The following is a 19,138-nucleotide window of genomic DNA, read 5'->3' on the forward strand; positions in this document are numbered from 1 at the left end:
AGCCCGCGGTCGCGGTGTGCCGGCCGGACGCGCTTCGGCTACGGGCCGTCGCTGCGCTCGGCCCTCAGCGAGCGTGATGAACCTCGAGCGGGAATCGCCGCAGGCCCCGTCAGGCCGGCCAACTCGTACTGGCGCACCCGCAGTTGCCGGGTGGCCGAGCAGGTCGAGAGCAGGGGATCGGATGCCGACTCCGCGAGCTCGACGGTGACGGGACCCGCATCCGTTCCCAAAGACACGGTCCAGCCCGAGCCTCCTTCGGGCGTCGTCGTCTCGCGCTCGCTCAGTGGCGGGTAGGCCTCGATGCCCTCGTCACCCAGAGCAAGTCGCGCGTAGTGCTGTGCGGCCTGCACGGGATGCGACAGGGAACTGCGGCCGCGGTAGTGCTCCTCGACGACGCGGCCGTCGAGGTAGGCCTCGGCGATGCGCACCGCGTCCCCGTCGTCTGCGTTGCCGTAGTAAAGCCCGTGGGGCAGCATCACGAGGGTTCCGGCGAAGCGGTCGCCGCCCAGGTGAGAGCACTCCCAGGTCTCCTCCGGGAAGGCTGCAGCGAGTGTCGTCACGACCTGGCGACCGCGCACCGCACAGCACTGGTCGTGGCGCGCGTGGGCGCAGACGGCGAAGATCGGGCGATCGGATGCCTCACCCGTCGAGCCGTCGAGCGGAACGTCGAGCAGCTCCTCCGGGTTGTCGACCGAACCCCAGCGCACGGACTCATGTCCCGGCCTGGAGTCGACGCTCGCCCACGACCACGAGGTCTGCTCGCGCCGGCGGCCGGTGCGGCGGATGGCGAGAGGGCGCATGCCCGCACCCTCGATGCGTTGGATGAGTGCCCGGCCGAGCGTCGTGTCGAAGGGCGGATCCAGGAACGCCCGCGATCCCCACGGGCCCGAGATCTCGATGAGGAACCACTGCATGCCTCGCGAGCCCGTGCCGGTGAGGGGATCGCCGCGTTGCCTGGAGCGGTCACTGCACGGCTGCCAGCCGCCGTCGCCGAACGGGCCGTCCACGCTCACGAGGCCGGCCGGGTAGTCACTCGAGCGCCACGAGGAAGCCCTCGCGCAGCAGACGGCGCACCACGACGACGGCATCGGACTCGTCGAGTCCCGGCACCTCGGCGACGACGGTCTCGGCGCCGGTGATCAGGTGACGAAGGGCCTCGGTCGCCTCGCCCGGCAGCGTCAGTGTCGCGAGCCGGGAGACCAGACGTACCTTGTCGCCCGACTGCTCCACGCGTGCGCCGAGCGATCCACGCCAGCGCACCCGGGTCGCTCCGTCGAGGCGGGCGATGGCGTCGACGGTGGCGAGCGGGGCGATCGGCTCGGGACGGGTGGCGTCGGTGAGTCGTGCCGAGAGCCTGCGGGCGACGCGGTCGGTGGACGCGGCGGCGTCGTCGGCGCTCGCCGAGGTCAGCACGGCGATGAGCTGCTCCGCCGTCTGCTCGACGATGGCTCGCACGGCTGCGGCATCCGTCAGGTCGATGCCCAGAGGCAGCGACGAGCGCAGCGCCGGGGAGTCCCCGGCGACGGCGACGAGGGTCTGCACCACATCGGCGCGCGTGTACGCGGCCATGCCGATCGTCAGGTGCACCGAGGTGTCGCCGAGGGCCTCCGCCGAGTGGATCCAGCCGCGCGGCAGGTACAGGGCGTCGCCGGGGCGCAGGACGGCGTCGATGACGGGGGCGTGGGTCGCCGCCTCTGCGACGGCGGCACTGTGATCGCTCCACGGCTGGTCGCGCAGGGGATCGACGTGCACGGGCGCGTGGATGCGCCAGTGCTTCTCACCGCTGATCTGCAGCACGAACACGTCGTGCACGTCGTAGTGCGGATCGAAGCCGCGCGACGACCCCGGCGTCACGTAGGCGTTCACCTGAGCGGGATGACCGATGTCGTCGATGAGGCGTCGGGTGAAGTCGATCAGCGGCGGCCAGAGCCTGTGCAGGCCCTGAAGCACGATCGTCGCGCCGCCGGCGAACTCGGCCAGCACCTTGTCGGAGCTGACCTGGTCTCCGACCTCCGCACCGAAACCGCCGGGAGCGGTGTACGAGGCGGGCTTCAGCACCGAGCCCTCGTGCGCCATGCGGATGAAGGGGGTGCGGAGGCCGCGCTCGGTCACCAGCTCGTCGACGGCTTCAGTCGAGAACAGGTCGTCGAAGGCTCCGGCCAGGGTCGCAGCCTCGGACAGCAGTGGTCGCCTGCCCCAGTACTCCCGGGCGAACTCGTCGGCCGGAATGCGGATGCAGCGCGAAAGCGCGGGCCGGTCGCCCGGCCCGCGTTCCGTGTCGTTCATCTCAGGCAGAGCCGTCGGCGCCGCCGTCGTGGCCGTCGGGGTTGGCTCCTCCGTCGGCGGTTCCCTCGCCAGCGGAGCCGTCAGCTCCACCGTCGTGGCCGCCCGGGTTCGCGCCGCCGTCGGCAGGTCCCTCGCCGCCCGAGGCCGAGCCGTCGGCTCCGCCGTCGTGGCCGCCCGGGTTCGCGCCGCCGTCTGCGACTCCTTCGCCGCCACCGGCGGCCTCGTTCGTGATGTCTTCGTCGTTGATCGCCATAGTCATCCTTCCCACGCATGCGGCGTGGTCGCCGCGCTCTTCACAGTACGCCCGCCCCACGCAGGATTCACCCCCTTGCGTCACGGTGCGAAAACGAGTGAGGTCAGTTCGACGCCTCCATCGACGAGGTGCCGTCGGGATGCCACGTGAACGCGAAGTCGCTCACGTTCGGTTGCCCGGGGAGGTCGCGATAGGGCGTCATGCTCTGCCAGCGCAACTGCAGCCCGCTGGCGTCGAGGTCGGCCTCCGGGGTGCAGGTGGCCGCGAAGTCCTGGGTCTGGATGACGACGATCAGGCAGATGTCGTCGTCGACGTCGCGGGCGAGGTACAGGGTGTCCAAGCCGGCCTCGAGCAGCTGGCGGAACGAGGAGGCGACGAACCTGTCACCGAGCGGGATGTCGGGGATGTCGACGGGCGCCTGTGCTCTGGCGAAGGCCATCGCAGCCGCCGACGGCTCCGGAGTGGGCGTTGCGCCGAGGGCTCCCGAGACGATGTCGGTGATCGTGCCGGACGATGTGACTCCGATGGCCACGCCGATGACGAGGGCTGCGGCCGCGCCGACGCCGGCCATCAGGATCCCCCGGCGACGGCCGTCGCGCGCGGGATCAACGGCGACGACGGTGCCGGATGCGGCGGGTTCGGGCGCAGGCGCAGGAGCGGCATTCGTCGCCACCGCGTCGTCGGCGGCGGCCTGCTCGGCCTCGAGGGCGCGCAGCTCGTCGAGCGCGGAGTCGCGAGCGGCATCCGTCACGGCATCAGCCGAGTACAGCGTTCGCTGCAGGCGACGGATGTGCTCCTCGCGGTCAGCCGACTCCATCGCTCACCCGCTGTAGGCGGCGGCGCAGGTCTGCGTCGTGGCGGTGATGCCCTTGAGGCCTTCGATGACGGTCGGCGCTGCCGCGGCGGGCGCCGCCTCCGGGACGCCGGCGGCGATGACCTCCGGGTCCTCGGTGGCCTCAGGTGCCGGCGTCTCGGTGACCGCCGGATCGGGCTCTGGAGCTGTCGGCGTGGGCGTCGCGTTCGGATCGAGCACCGTGCCGTTTCCGAGGGAGTTCTCATCGAGGGTGAACGGCTGATCCGCCGAGATGGCCGCGAAGAGCTCATCTGCCAGCTCCGTGTACGGCACCACCTTGCCCGGGAAGTCGGGGTCGCTCGTGCCTCCCGGATACTGCACGAACACGAGCCGGTCGAGGTCGACGTCTTTCAGGGCATACGCCATCGCCACGATGGAGTCGAGGCTGGAGAGGTTGCTCGACAGCTTGACGTTCGCGGTCGCGGCCCGCGCGAGGCTGTACAGGGTGCCCAGGTTCCCGAGCGTGTCGGCGCTCTTCATGGTGCGCATGAGCGAGGACATGTAGGTCTGCTGGGATGAGATGCGGCTCAGGTCGCTGCCGTCACCGACGCCATGGCGGCTGCGCAGGAAGCCGAGAGCGGTCGCTCCGGAGATGACGGACGTGCCGGCCGGAAGGACGAGGGCGGCATCAGGATCGTCGATGGCCTCCTCGACGCAGACGGGCACGCCGCCGATCGCATCCGTCATCGCGATGACACCGTTGAAGGAGACCGTTCCGGCGTAGGAGATGGGCTGGCCCGTCAGCTCGGACACCGTCGCCACCACGCAGCCGAGGCCGCCCCGCGACCAGGCCTCGTTGAGCGGCCGGGCCGACATGGCGTAGAACTCCTCGCCGGTGTCGGGATCGACGCAGTCCGGATGCGGCACGATGAGGTCGCGCGGCAGGCTCACGACGACGCCGGAGGTGTGGTCGGCCGAGACGTGGAGCAGGATGTTCACGTCGTTGAGGGTCGCGTCGCGCACGCCGTAGGCGTCGCCCTGGGCGGCGTCGTTGTCGGTTCCGACCAGCAGGAAGTTGAAGCCGCCCTCGATGGCGCCGATGTGTGGAACCGGCAGGGGAGTGGCCGCATCGGTTCCGTTGGAGATGTCGATGCTGTTGTCGGCGACCTGGCGACCGAGCTCGGTGAGTTCGAAGGCACCGATGCCGCCCGCGGCGATCACGGCGACGGCCGTCGCGATGCCCACCGTCTTCAGCAGGGTCAGTCCGGCGTGCGAGCGGCGCAGTCGACCGTGGCGCGGCGAGTGTTCTGACACGCGCGGTTCGGGTTCATCCGAGGTCATCGGCTGTTCCCTCCTCACTCGTCGCTGAGTTCATGCTGCCATGAGTATGTTTCGGCGTCGTCACGGAGACGTCGTCGCTGCTACCCCCAGAGATGGTTCGTCCGCCGCGGAGACGGTGAGCACCACGCGGGCCAGGTGGGGGTCGCGTTCGAGATCCTTCTCGATGCCCCTGAGTTCGAGAGCGAGGGCGTCCTCCCGCACGTTTCCGGCGAGGTCGACGGCGGCGATGAGGAAGAGCTGTCCGGGGCCGATGAACTCGACGTGCAGGCTGGTCACCCGATCGATGTCAGGCCGCTGCAGCAGCCTGCCGAGCACCTCCTGCTCGTCCTCGGCCCCGATGGCCTCCCCGAGCAGGAACGCGCGATTGCGGCTGATGAGCACGATGGCTACGACGCCGAGCAGCAGGCCGACGCCGATGGAGCCGATCGCGTCGTAGACCGGCGATCCCGTCAGCTGGTGCAGCAGGATGCCGAGGAAGGCGATGAGGAGTCCGATCAGGGCAGCCGCATCCTCGGCAAACACAGCCCGCAGGGTCGGGTTGGAACTCGCTATGACGTGGGTGAGCGTGCCGCGGTTCGCCTCGTGCGCACTCGTGCGGGCCTCGCGCAGCGCCCGGACGAACGAGATGCCCTCGAGTACGAACGAGACCCCGAGCACGATGTAGGCGACGTTGTAGTCGGTGGCGGGCTCGGGATCGAGGAGTCCCTGGATGCCGTGCTGGATCGACACGACGGCGCCGGCGGTGAACAGGCCGAACGCCGCGAACATCGACCAGATGTAGGCGTCCTTTCCATAGCCCAGCGGATGCCGCGAGTCGGCCGGGCGCTGCGAGCGCCTCTCGGCGATCAGCAGCAGCACCTCGTTGCCGGCATCCGCCCACGAGTGCGCGGCCTCTGCCACCATCGACGCCGACCCGGTGATGACGGCGGCCACGCTCTTGGCGACGGCGATGAGCACATTCGCCGCGAACGCCACGAGCACGGTGACGAGGGTGTCACCGGTTCTGGGCGGGGCGTCGGCGACGTCGTCGGCGGCGACGGTGGCTCCGGTCCGCGGCGGAACGTCGATCCTGATGTCGGGATGCGGCTTCTGATCGCGCGGGGCGACGCCGGATTGCTCGGCACCCATGGCGACCTCCTGAGGGGAATGTTTCGTCGACCTGTCGAGTCTGTCACTGCCGCATCCGTGGGGCGAGGCCACACGCCCTGCCCAGCCTAGGATCGAGAGGTGACGGACGAGGCGACTGCGGCGGATCCCGGAGTCGCACCCGATTCCGGGCGTGCAACAGTGGGGGCGCTCACCCAGGTGGGGACCGAGGTGAGCATCAACCTCGGGTCGTCCCTGGCCGGCGTCGTCATCCCCGTCGTCGGGTCCTTCGTGGTCGTGGCCGTGCGGCAGCTGGTCATGGCGATCGTGGTGCTTCCGCTCTACCGTCCGAAGCGTGCAGAGCTCACCTGGGCGCGACTCTGGCCGGCCCTGGCGCTCGGAGTGGTTCTGGCGGTCATGAACCTCGCCTTCTACGAATCCGTGCACCTCCTGGGGCTCGGGGTCGCAGCCACGATCGAGTTCCTCGGCCCCCTGCTGTTGGCCTTGACCACGTCGCGCCGGCTTCTCGACGTGATCTGCGTCATCGCGGCCGGCCTCGGCGTGGTGATGCTGACCGGCCTCGACGGCACCATCAACGCGTGGGGCGTGGTGCTCGCGCTCACGGCGGCGGCCAGCTGGGCGGCGTACATCCTGTTGACCCGTCGCGTGGCGCTGAGGCTCCCGGGCCTCGAAGGACTCACCGTGGCGAGCATCGTCAGCCTGGTGCTGCTCGTGCCTGCCGCACTGTTCACGCTCGACGTCTCGGTGATCGACTGGCGCGTGCTCGGCCTGCTCCTCGCCATCGGCGTGCTGTCGTCCGCCCTGCCCTACAGTCTCGACACCTTCATCCTGAGGCGTATCACCGCCCGGGTGTACGCCATCATCACCTCGTTCGGCCCGGTGATCGCCGCGATCTTCGGCTGGCTCATCCTGGCGGAGCAGTTCACGCTCGTGCAGGTCCTCGCCATCGCCCTGGTCTGCGGTGCAGCCGGTACGGCGCTCGCCACGCAGCGCGATGCCCCGACCTCCGACCTCGAGATGACTGCCGAGGGGCAGCACTAGACGTGCCCCGCTCGCCGAGCTCGCGGGTCTACTCCCAGTGGGAGGTGTGCGGGACCGTGCTCAGAGGTTCGTCAGCCCGGCCCCGAAGATGGTCACGCCGACCATGAGGAGCACGACGAAGGTGATCACGCCGCTCTTCGCGAGGATGTAGTCGCGCATGCGCACCAGCCGGTCCGCCATCTTCTCGCGCCGGACGAGGGTCATGATCACCGGCACGCTCACCGTCGCCGAGCTCAACACCGTGTAGAGCAGGAGGCAGGCGAACCACTCGCTCGGGCTCAGCCGGGCGGTTCCGATGGCGATCCCGGCGGCCGTGGCGAGCAGCAGCGCCTTCGGGCGCACGTTGAGCAGCAGCGCGAAGCCGATGGCCGGCCAGACACCGAACTTCTCCACTCTGTCGAGCATGGGGTTCGTCGTCGTGGGCTTGCGACCACGCGTGCGGATCAACTCCGCGATCGCGAGCGCGATGAGAAGCAGCCCGATGATGATCTCGACCTCGCCGAGGCTCGAGCCGGTGCGGGCGCGGCGGGGCAGCGAGGCCAGCCCGAAACTGAGGACAGCGGCCACCGCGAACATGCCGACGACGTAGACGAGGAGGTAGGGCAAGGCCGTGCTGTCGCGCTTCGGCGACAACAGCAGCACGACCGTGGTGAGGAAGGGAACGGAACTCAGGGCCATGGCGAGGGAGATGGGCAGAAGAGCGCCGATGGCCTGCAACATCCGTGGTCCTCATCTCACGTCGAACATGTTCGTGAATCATGCTCAGGAGAGCACAGTGGTCACGCTATCGTGGCCCCGTACGGCGCGCGCGCACTGTTCGCACCGGGTTGGAGGCGGACATGTTCTGGTTCGGCAAGAAGAAGGCCATCGTCGAAGCGCCGGTCGACCTCGATACCGCCGTGGATGGCCATCCTCCCGCCCACCGCAACGCGATGATCCTCGTCGGGCTGGGCGGTGCCACCGTCACGGCATTCGGTCTCGCGGCGGCGCAGGGCGTCGTGGCGCCGATCTTCCTCGCGCTGGTGCTGACCATCTGTGTGCACCCCCTGCGCATCGCCCTCGAGCGGCGTGGGGTTCCGCGGGGGCTCGCAACGGTCTCCGTCGTGCTGGCGGTGTTCATCCTCCTGGCGGCCTTCGTGACGGCCCTCGTGGTCGCCTTCGCCCAGTTCGCCGCCTTGCTGCCCCAGTTCGCCCCCCAGATCCAGGAGATCGGCACGACGATCGGAACCTGGCTGACCAAGATCGGGTTCGGACCCGAACAGGTGCAGGCCGTCGCGCAGGGTTTCAAGCCCAGCAATCTGGTGGGCTTCGTCTCCGGACTTCTCGGCAGCGTCACCAGCATCACCGCCGCGCTCGTCATCATCCTGACCCTGCTGCTGCTGATGGCCATGGACGCCGGGTACCTCGAGACGCTGTTCCGCCAGCTCCGCCCGCGCCGGCCCTACATGGTGTCGTCGCTGGAGAGCTTCGCGCGGGGAGTTCGCAAGTACATGGTGGTCACCACAGGGCTGGGTGTCGCGCAGGGTGTGCTGAACTGGGTGGCCCTGCTCATCCTGCAGGTGCCGGGTGCACTGCTCTGGGGACTGCTGTCGTTCATCTGCAGCTTCATCCCGAACATCGGGTACTTCATCGCCATCATCCCGCCGGTCGTCTTCGGCTTCCTGGTGGGGGGATGGCAGACCGCCGTCATCATCATCCTCATCTACGGCGTGATCAACGCCGTCGTGCAGTCGGTCGTCCAGCCGCGCATCGTCGGCAACGCCGTGGCGCTCAGCCAGACCATCACCTTCGCCTCCGTGCTCATCTGGCTGGTCATCCTCGGACCTCTCGGCGCCATCCTCGCCGTGCCCCTCACGCTCCTGGTGCGCATGATCCTCATCGACTCGAACCCGAACGCGCAGTGGTGGCGGCCCGTTCTCGGCGACCTCGACGAGACGAAGGGGATCATGAAGGCGGAGGACGACCAGGCCAAACAGCTGAAGAGCGCACGTAAGGCCTCGAAGAAGTAGGGCGCGGCCTAGTCTGGGGTCGATGCCCCACGATTACGCCCTGCACACCGAGCTCGAGGCACGCTGCCTCTGCTGCGGTTCGCTGCAGCCATTCACCTTCACGTCGAATTCAGACCAGGTGGTGTGCGCGCACTGTCGCTCCCACCTCGGACCCGAGAAGGCCGAGCGCCGCGACCTGGCGCACATCGCACTGTGGAGAGGCATCTCGGAGGCCCAGGCGCTCGCCGCCTCTGCTGCGGCGGCGCAGGCGGAGGCCGACGCCGTGGAGTCTGCCACGCGCATCGCCGCACTCGAGGCGAAGGTGGCCGAGCTGTCGGCGACGGTCATCGGCCAGTTCGACTCGGCTCCGGCATCCGGAGTTCGAGAAGAACTTCAGAGCGATCTCGTGCGACGGGCCGAGCGAGCCACCGAGCTGGCCAACCGGCGCACCGACCGCATGATGGCCGTGCTCTGGAGGCTGGGGGTGCTGCATCACGCGGCGGGTGGGGCCGCCGTCTGCAGCTGTGGAAAGCCGATCACCGCCTGCCCCGAGCTGCGCATCCTGAACTCCGAGCAGCAGGCGCTGCGCGAGTGGGAGTCGAAGAACGTGGCGCTCGCCGCAGCGGGCGCGCGGCACGGCCTGCCGCAGGAGCATCCAGCGGTGACGGATGCCGCGGGCTCAGCGGGCGGGGCAGCGGGCGGTGGCTCGGCGCACTCCACCCGGCCGACGCGTCAGGAACGCCCCGGTCGCTTCGATCGGCGCTGATGCCGCAGCAGGCTCGCCGCTACGGCGAACCGGTCCCGGCCGCGGCTCGCTCGGCCTCGAGCTGCAGGTAGGAGGCCGCGTCGCTCTCGCGCATCACGAGCATGCCGCCTTCGCTGAAGGCGCTGGCGTCGAGCGCCTGCAGCCACTGGCGGTTCAGCTCCGGCGGTCGCGAACCCGAGAAGTGGAACTGCAGCGGGATCGAGGGCGATGCCCAGATGCTGATGCGGCCCGAGCCCTGGTTCGAGGGGATGGCCCACGACACGTAGAACGACTCCTGACGGCGCAACCGCAGTCCTGTCGCCACCTTGATGTGCGCCAGCGTGCGGTCATCCATCTCGTATGACGTGCCGGCTCCGTAGATGAGTTCTCCCACCGCGCAAGCATCTCACTTTCCCGGTTAGCGATTCCGCCGTTCCGTGCACATCTCCAGCGGATTGACGACAGTGAAGGTGACGGATGCCGCCGCGTCAACCCCCTGCCAGTGCGCGGAGCCCCCACGTAGTCTCCTCAGATGCTGCCCCAGACTCTGTCCATCGCCGATCCGGCCCCGAGTGCGGTCGAACCCGCCGGGCGGACGGCGCCGACGCCGCAGTCGCCGCGGCCGGTCTCGCTGGGCGCCCTGGACTGGCAGGAACACTCGTCCGTCCTCGAGAACGCCCTCGCCTCGATGCCCGAGCACTCGGCCGGGCTGAGCGCATCGTTGGCCTGGTGCGCGCGAATCGGCGCCGAGACACCTCGGCCGGGCTTCGGTGACACCGCCCTGGTGTGGGAACTCCTCGCCTCGGTGGCCGCCGTCGACCTGAGCCTCGCGCGCATGCTCGAGCCCCACCTCGACGCCCTCGCCATCCTCGACCAGGCCGGGCTGGGCGACGTCGCCACGTCACTCGACGGCATCGGTGCGAGCGCCGACAGCACGTGGGGCGTCTTCGCCGCCGAGGGTCCGGGCCAGAAGGTCACCGCCGAGCACTCCGCATCCGGTTGGCAGCTCAGCGGCGTGAAGCCGTGGTGCTCGCTGGCCGGCACGCTCAGTCACGCCCTCGTCACGGCCCACACCGAGGTCGGCCGGCGGCTGTTCGCCGTCGATCTGCGCGATCGAGGAGTGGTGGCATCCGCCGGGCCCTGGGTCTCGCGCGGACTCTCCGACATCGTGAGCGCTCCGGTGACCTTCACTGCCGTGCCCGCGATCCCGATCGGCGACGACGGCTGGTACCTGCAGCGCCCGGGCTTCGCCTGGGGCGGCGTGGGGGTGGCCGCCTGCTGGTGGGGCGGCACAGTCGGGCTCGCCCGCACCCTGTACGCGGCATCCGAGGCGCGGGAGCCCGACCAGATCGGTCTGGCCCATCTCGGTGCCGTCGACATCGCCGTCGAGAGCGCTCGACTGGCCCTGGCCGCGACGGCCCTGATCGTCGACGGCGCCGCGAAGCCGGCAGATCGCCCGAGCGTGACAGCCAAACGGGTGCGCTCCATCGTGGTCGCCGCCGCCGAGACCACTCTCGAGCATGTGAACCACGGCATGGGACCGCTTCCGCTCGTGGCCGACGACGCCCACGCGAGACGCGTGGCCGACCTGCAGATCTACCTGAGACAACACCATGCAGAACGCGACGAAGCGGCCCTCGGCCGCGCGTTGCTCGAGGCTGGAGGTGCACCGTGGTGACGTTCGACAGTTCCCAGACCGGCACGCTGGAGTCCGAGTGGGCGGATGCCGATCGCTGGCAGCGCCTGCCGCGCTACGCCGGGCCCATTGAGCACCTCGTGGTGCTGGCGGCCCACCCCGACGACGAGACCCTGGGTGCAGGCGGACTCATCGAGAACGTCGCTCGCGATGGGGGTCACGTCACCATCGTCGTGGCGACGGACGGCGAGGGTTCGCACCCGGCGTCGCCGACGCACACGCCCTGGCAACTCAGCCGCATCCGTCGTCGCGAGATGCGCAAGGCGATCGACCACCTGGCCCCGGATGCCGAGATCCACCACTGCGAGATCGCCGACGGCCAGCTCCGGGGCCACGTCGACGAGGTCGCGGACTGCATCGTCGACGTGATCGAGAAGGCCGGCAGCTCGGCGACGATCGTGTCGCCGTGGAGCGGCGACGGCCACCCCGACCACCGTGCTGCGAGCGTTGCAGCACGCGCCGCGGCCGAGAGGACGGGCAGTCAGCTGCTCGAGTACCCCATCTGGATGTGGCACTGGGGCCGCCCCGACGACGACAAGCTGCCCTGGGGCGACATGGTCGCCATCGACCTCGATTCGGAGACGCGCATGGCCAAGAGCTCGGCGCTCATCGAACACGTCAGCCAGACCGCTCCGCTCTCCGACCGAGCGGGCGACGAGGCCGTGATCGGCGTCGAGATGCGCAGTCACTTCGAGCGCCCGTTCGAGGTGTTCTTCGCCGATGGGAAGGGCCACTCTCCGACGTCGGGATCCGACGCTGCCGCGGCGACCACATCCGCGGAGGCCGCGACAACGGACACGTCATCGGTGGATGCCGCATCCGGAACGCTCGACCGCGACTTCTTCGATGACTTCTACGCCGGACGCGACGATCCGTGGGGATTCGAGACCCGCTGGTACGAGAAGCGCAAGCGCGCCGTGGTGCTCGCCTCGCTGCCGCGGGAGCAGTACGCACGCACTCTCGAGATCGGCTGCTCGACGGGCAAGCTCACCGAGGCCCTGGCCGCGCGCAGCGCATCCCTGCTCGGCGTCGACATCGCGGCCGCGCCCCTGCGTGTGGCCGGTGAGCGCCTGGCGGACAGCACGCACGTCGAGCTGCGCCAGCTGCGCGTTCCCGAGGAGTGGCCGGAGGGCGAGTTCGACCTCGTCGTGCTCTCCGAGGTCGGCTACTACTGGAGCCGCGCCGACCTCGACACCGCTCTCGACCGCGCGATCGGCGCGCTGAGCGACGACGGAACCCTCGTCGCGTGCCACTGGCGGCATCCTGTTATGGAGTATCCGCTCTCCGGTGACGACGTGCACGCGGCCATCTCGGCTCGGTCCGAACTCGTCGGCACGGTGCTGCACCGCGAGGAGGACTTCGTTCTCGAGGTCTTCCGCCGCCCGCCGGGCGATTCGGTCGCCCGCGAGACGGGGCTCCTGTGAGCGGGCTCTGGCGGGATGTCGTCGACGCGATCGGCGTGGTGATCCCCGTCAACGACGAGGAGGCACTGCTGCCGCGCTGCCTGGCAGCGCTGCGGGAGGCCCTCGACGAACTCGCCGTGCAGCACCGGCATCCGCCGGCCGTCTACGTCGTTCTGGTTCTGGACGCCTGCACCGATGGCTCGGCGGCGATCGCCGCTGCCTCGGGGTTCGAGGTGCTCACCACCTCGACGCGCAACGTGGGCATGGCGCGAGCCGCCGGGGTGGCCGCCGTCTTCGCACGCGTCGCCGAGGCGGGAGCCCGGAACCGTGCGCTGACGGATGCGGCGCACATCTGGATCGCGAACACCGACGCGGACTCCGCGGTGCCCCGCACCTGGCTCACGACCCAGCTCGCCCTGGCCGAGGACGGCGCCGACCTGATGGTCGGAACCGTGCGCCCCGATTTCGCCGACCTCACGGCCGAGCAGACCGCCGTGTGGATGTCGACCCATGTTCTCGGTCACGCCGGGGGCCACGTGCACGGGGCCAACCTCGGCGTGCGCGGTGCGAGCTATCTGGCCGCCGGCGGCTTCGCTTCGCTCGCCGAGCACGAGGACGTGCTGCTGGTCGAGAGCCTGCGCGCGAACCCGGAGACACGCGAGGTCGACACCGATGAATGCTGGGTTCTCACCTCGGGCCGGCTGGTCGGTCGCTCGCCCGGCGGCTACGCGCACCACCTGATGTCGACACTCCCGCCCGTCGCAGACCCCGTCGACCCTGTCGCCGACCACGGCACCGATTCCGGTGCCGACCCCGCAGCCGAATCCACGATCGAGGAGAGCATCACCCGTGTCTGAGAACCCCTACGCCCCGCGCAACCCGCTCGACGCCTACCCGCAGCCGCCATTCCCCGAGCAGAAGCAGCCCGAGCCCGGGCTCACCTTCGAGATGGACCCCGTTCCCGATCACGGCGAGAAGACGTACATCGGCCACGGTCGGCTGCAGGGTCGACGGGCACTCATCACGGGTGCTGACTCCGGCATCGGGCGGGCCGTCGCCATCGCCTTCGCCCGAGAGGGCGCCGACGTCGCGCTCGTCTACCTGCCCGAGGAGCAGACCGACGCCGAGAGCACCGCGGCCCTCGTGGCCGAGGCCGGTCGCACGGCCGCGCTGTTTCCGGGAGACATCAGTGACGAGGCGTTCTGCGGCACCGCGGTGACGGATGCCGCATCACAGCTCGGCGGCCTCGACCTGCTCGTCATGGTTGCCGGCGACATGCAGACCGTCGAGGGCATCGAGGACTTCAGCACCGAGGTGCTCGACAAGACCCTGCGCACGAACGTGCACTCGCTGTTCTGGCTGACGAAGGCCTCGCTCGAGCACTTCGAGCCTGGAGCCGCGATCATCACCACGTCGTCGATCCAGGGCTTCCAGCCGTCGCCGCAGCTCGTGGAGTACGCGGTCTCGAAGGCCGGGATCGTGAACTTCACGCGCGCGATGGCCGAGCAGCTGGCCGAGCGCGGCATCCGCGTCAACGGTGTGGCACCGGGACCGTTCTGGACGCCGCTGCAGCCGTCGTCGGTGCCGCTCGACAAGCTGACGTCCTTCGGCGAGCAGACCCCGTTCAAGCGCCCCGGCCAGCCGGCCGAGTTGGCCTCGACCTACGTCTACCTCGCCTCGCAGGAGGCGAGCTACACGAGTGGCGAGACGATCATCGTGAACGGCGGGCAGGCGGGGCACTAGGGCCGAGCGGAGCGACCGCCCGAAGCGCCTCAGCGACCGGGGTGTTCGACTAGCGCTTCTTCGCCGGCGTGCGGTTCTCGGCGCTGACCATCCAGGCGTACTGCTCGAGCTTCTCGATGATGGCGTGGAGAACGTCGGCGCTGGTCGGGTCCTCCTCGTCGACGTCGTCGTGCACGCGGCGCATCGTCCCGACGGTCGCCTCGAGGCGCTGGGTGATCAGGTCGACCGTGTCGGTGGTGAGGACCTCGCCGTGCGGGTACTCGGGCAGCGTGGTCGTGGCGGCCACCGTGTCGCTGCGTCCGTCGGGCAGTCCGTGGAGTGCCCGCATCCGCTCGGCGACGACATCGCTGAATTCGCGGGCGTCGTCGATGATCTCATCGAGCTGCAGGTGCAGGTCGCGGAAGTTCTTGCCGACGACGTTCCAGTGGGCCTGCTTGCCCTGGAGGTGCAACTCGATGAGGTCGACGAGAACCTCCTGGAGCGCGTCGGTCAGCTTCTTCGAGGCCGTGAAGCCCTTCTCGGCGTTCTGACGCCGGGTGAGCTTCGCGCCGGCTCCGGCGGGAGCCGTCGTGGTGGTGGGGCGTTCTGCTGTCGTAGTCATGCTTCGACGCTACTCCCGCCCGGGGAGGCAGTGCAGGGGGTTGCTATTCGGAGACCGCTGCTGCCTGTGCTGCGGTGGGCGGGGCCGTGGGGTCCTCGCCGACGATGACCATGCCGCCGGTGGTGCTGGCTGCGCGCAGCAGCCGTTCGATCCACTCCGTGTTGATCTCGGGGGTGGTCGCGGTCTCGAACTCCCAACGGATGAAGCTGGCGGGATCGATCCAGAGGGACGTGCGGCCGCCTTCGCGTCCGGGAGGGTGCACCCAGGACAGGGTGAACGATTCGCCGCGCCGCAGCTTCTGGGTGATCGCGACCTTGAGGTGCGCGAGCAACCTGTCGTCGAATTCGAGGGGCGATGACATCTCGCCGTAGTAGAGGAGGCCCACGAGAGTGAGAGTACGCCTAACCCGGCGGGAACGCCGAACAACCGCTCGCGACAGCTCGGCGAGAAGGGAATCTGAAAGGGAAGCGCGGCCCCTCGCCTGAGGAGAGGGGCCGCGGCTGACTCGGCGATACGCACGAGCCCGCGCGATCGGGAATCCACCCAGAACCCGATCGATGCATCACTTTACGGAACCGGCAACTCCCTCTGCAGACCCTTGACAATGGGTGTCGATCCATGCAGAGCTATCTATCGACACCTGTGTTCTGCGCTCGGTCCCCGACCACGTCGCTACGAAGTCGTCGGCCGTCCGGCCGGGCCGACCGGGTGCTTCTCCAGGAGATGACGTTGCTCGATTCGATCGACAAGCCGAGTGGCGAGCCGACACGACAGTCCACGTCGCGGTACGAGTTCCTCGAGCACCTCGGCAGCGGCGGTATGGCCGAGGTCTACAGGGCGCGAGACAGGGAGCTCGGCCGCGAGCTGGCCATCAAGCTGTTCCGCGATGGTGCCGACAATCCGTTCGATGAGCTGCGCCGTGAGCGGGAGATCCAGCTTCTCGGCGCGCTCCATCACCCGGGCCTGGTGGAGATCTACGACGCAGGCACGTTCAACGACCGCGGTCGCCCGCGTCGCTTCATCGCCATGGAGTACGTGGCCGGGCGCTCGCTCGCGGCGCGCATCCGTGCCGGCATCCCGACGCACCGACAGGTGGCCGACATCGGCGCCCAGGTGGCAGACGCCCTCGCCTACGTGCACAGCCGCGACATCGTGCACCGCGACGTGAAGCCCGACAACGTCCTGGTCACCGATGATGCGGCCTACGGCTACACGCTCATCGCCAAGCTCGCGGACTTCGGCATCGCCCAGTTCATCGACGGCTCGCGCTTCACGAACCACGACTCGGTTCTCGGCACCGCCTCGTACATCTCGCCGGAGCAGGCGCGCGGCGAAGACGTGGGAACGCCGAGCGACATCTACTCGCTGGGTCTCGTGCTGCTCGAGGCGATCACGGGCGAGCGGGAGTACCGCGGCGCACCGCTCGAGGCCGCGCTGGAGCGCCTGCACCGCTCGCCCCGGGTGCCCGAGGGGCTGCCCGAGGAGTGGGTGCGGCTGCTGACGGCCATGACGCTCGACGACCCGGCGGCGCGACCGACGGCCCACGACGTCGCCGCCACCATGCGCGACTTCATCCGGGCGTCGATCATCGCGTCGCGAACTGCCGGCAGTGGACGTCGGGCTCGTCGTTCACGAGGCGCCGAATCGCGGGCCGGTTCCTTCGATGGAACGGATGCCGCCGGCCCGCGCACGGGCTCGATGCGCTTCATCGCCCTCGTGGCCGTCGCCAACGCCGTGATCGGTCTGGTGATCGGGCTGTTGCTGGGCCTGCACGTCTGGGGGTGACCCCCGGGACTACTCGGCCCCGGGACTACTCGGCCCCGTGCCTACTCCGCCCTGATGTCGGCGAGAACGGTGGCGAACTCGTCGTCGGAGAGCTCGATGCCGGAGTCTCCGAGCCGTCGGCGCAGGTCCTCCTCGGGGTCGGGGCTCACGCCGCTGTGGAAGTCGTGCCGGATCTGTGCCACGAGGCCGCGCAACTTCTCGTCCTGGCCCGCCTCGTCGCTGCCGTCCTGGATGGGGCTGTCCTGGGTGCCGTTGTCGTCAGTCATGTCGCCAGACTAGGCAGCGCGGCTGGGAACCCATCAGGGGGTTGACGTCGACCGCAGCAGGGTGAAGGAGACGTCGCGCACGATCATGGTCTCGCTCCGGGCGGTGACGGCCTGCTCCGGATCGCTGCTCGCCACGAGCTCCCACGCCTCTCCGGGAGGCGCCGGGAGGGTGAACTCGACGCCGTTCTCGGCAGCGTTCAGCGCCAGCGCGAACGTGTCGGCACCGGCGTGCTGCAGCACGAACAGGATGGAGCGGGCGTCCGGATTGTCCCAGTCGCTGTCGGCGAACGGCTTGGCGTCCGACCTGAGGACGACGACGGTGTCCGTGTCGCCGTGCTCCGGCGCCTGGCGGAACCACGGCGGCCGCAGCGCCGGATTGTCGCGGCGGATCGCGATGAGGCTCTTCGTGAACGCCAGCAGATCGGCATCCGTCGCCGACCAGTCGAACCACGAGATCTCGTCGTCCTGGCAGTACGCGTTGTTGTTGCCACCCTGGGTGCGGCCGAGCTCGTCGCCGCCGAGCAGCATCGGAACGCCCGCCGACAGGAGGAGCGTCGCGAGGAAGTTGCGGCGTTGGCGGGCGCGGCGCTCGTTGACGGCCTCGTTGTCGGTCGGACCCTCGGCGCCGTTGTTCGAGGAGCGGTTGTCGTCCTCGCCGTCCTTGTTGTCCTCGCCGTTCGCGGCGTTGTGCTTCTTGGCGTAGGACGTGAGGTCCGCCAGCGTGAAGCCGTCGTGCGCCGTGATGAAGTTCACGCTCGACAGCGGCGACCGCCGGGACTCCTCGTAGACGTCGGGGCTGCCGAGCACGCGCTGCGCGAGGGTGCCGAGCACGCCATCGGCACCGTGCCAGAAGTCGCGCACGTCGTCGCGGTACTTGCCGTTCCACTCCGACCAGGTAGCCGGGAAGCCGCCCACCTGGTAGCCGGCGGTGTCCCACGGCTCGGCGATCATCTTCACGCCGGCGAGGGTCGGGTCCTGCTCGATCAGGGTGAGGAAGGCGCTGTGCAGTTCTGCGTCGCCGTCCTGGCGGGTGAGGGTGGTCGCGAGGTCGAAGCGGAAGCCGTCGACGTGCATCTCGGTGACCCAGTAGCGCAGGGAGTCCATGATGAGGCCGAGGGCCGCCGGGTGACCGACGTTCAGGCTGTTGCCGGTTCCGGTGGTGTCGAAGTAGTTCCCCCGGTCGCCGTCGACGAGGCGGTAGTAGGAGGCGTTGTCGATGCCCTTGAAGCTCAGCGTGGGGCCGAGGTGGTTGCCCTCGGCCGTGTGGTTGTAGACGACGTCGAGGATGACCTCGAGTCCTGCGGCGTGCAGCGACTTCACCATGTACTTGAACTCGCTCACCTGGCTGCCGTCGTCGCCGGCGGCGGAGTACTCGCCGTGCGGCGCGAAGAAGCCGATGGAGTTGTAGCCCCAGTAGTTGCGCAGGCCCTTCTCGATGAGGTGGCTGTCCTGCACGAACTGGTGCACCGGCATGAGCTCGACGGCGGTGACGCCGAGCGACGTGAGGTGCTCGATCGCTGCGGGATGCGCGAGGCCGGCGTAAGTGCCCTGGATGTTCTCCGGCACGTCGGGGTGGAGCTTGGTGAATCCCTTCACGTGCGTCTCGTAGACCACAGTGTCGGCCAACGGGATGGCGGGCGGTGCGTCATCGCCCCAGTCGAACGCCGGGTCGACGATGACGCAGCGCGGAACGCAGGCCGCGTCGTCGGACTCGTCCATGATGAGCGGGTCGGCGTGGTTGTGGCCGAAGACCTCCTGGCCCCAGCTGTACTCGCCCTCGACGGCGCGTGCGTGCGGGTCGAGCAGCAGCTTGTGCACGTTGTGCCGCAGACCGTTCTCCGGATCCCACGGGCCGTCGACTCGCAGCCCGTAGCGAGCACCGACACCGACGCCCTCCACGAGGCCGTGGAAGACGTGGCCGGTGCGCTCCGAGAGTTCGGTGCGCTGCTCGCCGTCGTCACCGAAGACGCAGAAGTAGACGGCATCCGCTGTCTCGGAGTAGACGGCGACGCCCACCCCGCCCTCGACGAGGGTCACACCGAGCGGGTAGGGGAGAGATCGTGCGGGAATCATGGCCCCAGTATGCAGCG

The 19,138-nt window shown here is 69.4% G+C and carries 20 protein-coding genes; 8 read left to right on the plus strand and 12 right to left on the minus strand.

Going from position 1 to position 19,138, the window contains the following annotated elements; translation table 11 throughout:
- Positions 1-38: 38 nt before the first annotated feature.
- From E4M00_RS09995 to E4M00_RS10020, 6 genes are all read right to left on the minus strand, one after another.
- On the minus strand, positions 39-1,013 hold the full coding sequence (locus E4M00_RS09995) for a ferredoxin family protein (protein WP_204772988.1): 975 nt from the start codon (positions 1,011-1,013) through the stop codon (positions 39-41).
- A gap of 16 nt (positions 1,014-1,029) precedes the next feature.
- On the minus strand, positions 1,030-2,286 hold the full coding sequence (locus tag E4M00_RS10000) for a cupin domain-containing protein (RefSeq protein WP_135120310.1): 1,257 nt from the start codon (positions 2,284-2,286) through the stop codon (positions 1,030-1,032).
- Between the two features lies 1 nt (position 2,287).
- Complete coding sequence (locus E4M00_RS18180) at positions 2,288-2,539, minus strand: hypothetical protein (protein ID WP_055823758.1); 252 nt, start codon at positions 2,537-2,539, stop codon at positions 2,288-2,290.
- A 103-nt stretch (positions 2,540-2,642) separates the two neighbouring features.
- Complete coding sequence (locus E4M00_RS10010) at positions 2,643-3,356, minus strand: hypothetical protein (RefSeq protein ID WP_135120311.1); 714 nt, start codon at positions 3,354-3,356, stop codon at positions 2,643-2,645.
- Positions 3,357-3,359: 3 nt separating this feature from the next.
- Positions 3,360-4,673 carry an LCP family protein gene (locus E4M00_RS10015; protein WP_135120312.1) on the minus strand — a complete coding sequence of 438 codons (1,314 nt, stop codon included), beginning with the start codon at positions 4,671-4,673 and terminating at the stop codon, positions 3,360-3,362.
- Between the two features lie 60 nt (positions 4,674-4,733).
- Complete coding sequence (locus E4M00_RS10020) at positions 4,734-5,801, minus strand: cation diffusion facilitator family transporter (RefSeq protein WP_135120313.1); 1,068 nt, start codon at positions 5,799-5,801, stop codon at positions 4,734-4,736.
- A 99-nt stretch (positions 5,802-5,900) separates the two neighbouring features.
- Here E4M00_RS10020 and E4M00_RS10025 point away from each other — a divergent pair, with 99 nt between their 5' ends.
- Entirely contained in the window at positions 5,901-6,821 is a 921-nt protein-coding gene (locus E4M00_RS10025) for an EamA family transporter (protein WP_240036997.1), read from the plus strand.
- A 60-nt stretch (positions 6,822-6,881) separates the two neighbouring features.
- On the opposite strand, the gene E4M00_RS10030 is transcribed toward E4M00_RS10025, so the two are convergent.
- Positions 6,882-7,541 (minus strand): GAP family protein, encoded by a 660-nt coding sequence (locus E4M00_RS10030; protein WP_135120314.1) that lies wholly within the window; start codon positions 7,539-7,541, stop codon positions 6,882-6,884.
- Between the two features lie 119 nt (positions 7,542-7,660).
- Here E4M00_RS10030 and E4M00_RS10035 point away from each other — a divergent pair, with 119 nt between their 5' ends.
- Complete coding sequence (locus E4M00_RS10035) at positions 7,661-8,830, plus strand: AI-2E family transporter (RefSeq protein ID WP_135120315.1); 1,170 nt, start codon at positions 7,661-7,663, stop codon at positions 8,828-8,830.
- Between the two features lie 22 nt (positions 8,831-8,852).
- Positions 8,853-9,575, plus strand: coding sequence for a hypothetical protein (locus tag E4M00_RS10040; protein WP_135120316.1), 723 nt, complete (start codon positions 8,853-8,855; stop codon positions 9,573-9,575).
- 19 nt (positions 9,576-9,594) lie between these two features.
- Here E4M00_RS10040 and E4M00_RS10045 read toward each other — a convergent pair whose 3' ends face one another.
- The gene (locus E4M00_RS10045) at positions 9,595-9,948 is read right to left on the minus strand and encodes a DUF7882 family protein (protein WP_056170182.1); all 354 of its coding nucleotides are present in this window, start codon (positions 9,946-9,948) and stop codon (positions 9,595-9,597) included.
- 138 nt (positions 9,949-10,086) lie between these two features.
- Between E4M00_RS10045 and E4M00_RS10050 the strand changes: the two genes are divergently transcribed.
- The 4 genes from E4M00_RS10050 to E4M00_RS10065 are packed head-to-tail and all read left to right on the plus strand — an operon-like array spanning position 10,087 to position 14,396.
- Complete coding sequence (locus tag E4M00_RS10050; RefSeq protein WP_240036999.1) at positions 10,087-11,232, plus strand: acyl-CoA dehydrogenase; 1,146 nt, start codon at positions 10,087-10,089, stop codon at positions 11,230-11,232.
- Positions 11,229-12,674 carry a bifunctional PIG-L family deacetylase/class I SAM-dependent methyltransferase gene (locus E4M00_RS10055; RefSeq protein WP_240037001.1) on the plus strand — a complete coding sequence of 482 codons (1,446 nt, stop codon included), beginning with the start codon at positions 11,229-11,231 and terminating at the stop codon, positions 12,672-12,674. The genes E4M00_RS10050 and E4M00_RS10055 overlap by 4 nt, the downstream gene beginning before the upstream one ends.
- Positions 12,671-13,510, plus strand: coding sequence for a glycosyltransferase (locus tag E4M00_RS10060; protein ID WP_240037003.1), 840 nt, complete (start codon positions 12,671-12,673; stop codon positions 13,508-13,510). Before E4M00_RS10055 ends, E4M00_RS10060 begins: the two co-directional genes overlap by 4 nt.
- Complete coding sequence (locus E4M00_RS10065; protein WP_167756865.1) at positions 13,503-14,396, plus strand: SDR family oxidoreductase; 894 nt, start codon at positions 13,503-13,505, stop codon at positions 14,394-14,396. The genes E4M00_RS10060 and E4M00_RS10065 overlap by 8 nt, the downstream gene beginning before the upstream one ends.
- 49 nt (positions 14,397-14,445) lie before the next feature.
- Here the strand turns inward: E4M00_RS10065 and E4M00_RS10070 are convergent, their stop codons facing one another.
- Both E4M00_RS10070 and E4M00_RS10075 read right to left on the minus strand, forming a co-directional pair.
- Entirely contained in the window at positions 14,446-14,997 is a 552-nt protein-coding gene (locus E4M00_RS10070; RefSeq protein ID WP_056170192.1) for a Dps family protein, read from the minus strand.
- 43 nt (positions 14,998-15,040) lie between these two features.
- The gene (locus E4M00_RS10075; protein WP_056170197.1) at positions 15,041-15,382 is read right to left on the minus strand and encodes a DUF7882 family protein; all 342 of its coding nucleotides are present in this window, start codon (positions 15,380-15,382) and stop codon (positions 15,041-15,043) included.
- A 344-nt stretch (positions 15,383-15,726) separates the two neighbouring features.
- On the opposite strand from E4M00_RS10075, the gene E4M00_RS10080 reads away from it, so the two are divergent.
- Complete coding sequence (locus tag E4M00_RS10080; protein WP_167756866.1) at positions 15,727-16,782, plus strand: serine/threonine-protein kinase; 1,056 nt, start codon at positions 15,727-15,729, stop codon at positions 16,780-16,782.
- Between the two features lie 41 nt (positions 16,783-16,823).
- Here E4M00_RS10080 and E4M00_RS10085 read toward each other — a convergent pair whose 3' ends face one another.
- Positions 16,824-17,048: a hypothetical protein gene (locus E4M00_RS10085; protein WP_056170202.1), complete on the minus strand. Its 225-nt coding sequence runs from the start codon at positions 17,046-17,048 to the stop codon at positions 16,824-16,826.
- A gap of 33 nt (positions 17,049-17,081) precedes the next feature.
- On the minus strand, positions 17,082-19,121 hold the full coding sequence (glgX, locus tag E4M00_RS10090) for a glycogen debranching protein GlgX (RefSeq protein WP_193555572.1): 2,040 nt from the start codon (positions 19,119-19,121) through the stop codon (positions 17,082-17,084).
- Positions 19,122-19,138: the final 17 nt, after the last annotated feature.

The organism is Orlajensenia leifsoniae (assembly GCF_004570845.1).
In the GTDB taxonomy this organism is placed as follows: Bacteria; Actinomycetota; Actinomycetes; order Actinomycetales; family Microbacteriaceae; genus Orlajensenia; species Orlajensenia leifsoniae.

What these genes read in the sequence shown, in the direction of transcription:
- E4M00_RS10000 (WP_135120310.1), bottom strand. Translation starts at nt 2,286, where the DNA reads ATGAACGACACGGAACGCGGGCCGGGCGACCGGCCCGCGCTTTCGCGC.
- E4M00_RS18180 (WP_055823758.1), bottom strand. Translation starts at nt 2,539, where the DNA reads ATGGCGATCAACGACGAAGACATCACGAACGAGGCCGCCGGTGGCGGC.
- E4M00_RS10010 (WP_135120311.1), bottom strand. Translation starts at nt 3,356, where the DNA reads ATGGAGTCGGCTGACCGCGAGGAGCACATCCGTCGCCTGCAGCGAACG.
- E4M00_RS10015 (WP_135120312.1), bottom strand. Translation starts at nt 4,673, where the DNA reads ATGACCTCGGATGAACCCGAACCGCGCGTGTCAGAACACTCGCCGCGC.
- E4M00_RS10020 (WP_135120313.1), bottom strand. Translation starts at nt 5,801, where the DNA reads ATGGGTGCCGAGCAATCCGGCGTCGCCCCGCGCGATCAGAAGCCGCAT.
- E4M00_RS10030 (WP_135120314.1), bottom strand. Translation starts at nt 7,541, where the DNA reads ATGTTGCAGGCCATCGGCGCTCTTCTGCCCATCTCCCTCGCCATGGCC.
- E4M00_RS10035 (WP_135120315.1), top strand. Translation starts at nt 7,661, where the DNA reads ATGTTCTGGTTCGGCAAGAAGAAGGCCATCGTCGAAGCGCCGGTCGAC.
- E4M00_RS10040 (WP_135120316.1), top strand. Translation starts at nt 8,853, where the DNA reads ATGCCCCACGATTACGCCCTGCACACCGAGCTCGAGGCACGCTGCCTC.
- E4M00_RS10050 (WP_240036999.1), top strand. Translation starts at nt 10,087, where the DNA reads ATGCTGCCCCAGACTCTGTCCATCGCCGATCCGGCCCCGAGTGCGGTC.
- E4M00_RS10070 (WP_056170192.1), bottom strand. Translation starts at nt 14,997, where the DNA reads ATGACTACGACAGCAGAACGCCCCACCACCACGACGGCTCCCGCCGGA.
- E4M00_RS10085 (WP_056170202.1), bottom strand. Translation starts at nt 17,048, where the DNA reads ATGACTGACGACAACGGCACCCAGGACAGCCCCATCCAGGACGGCAGC.
- glgX (WP_193555572.1), bottom strand. Translation starts at nt 19,121, where the DNA reads ATGATTCCCGCACGATCTCTCCCCTACCCGCTCGGTGTGACCCTCGTC.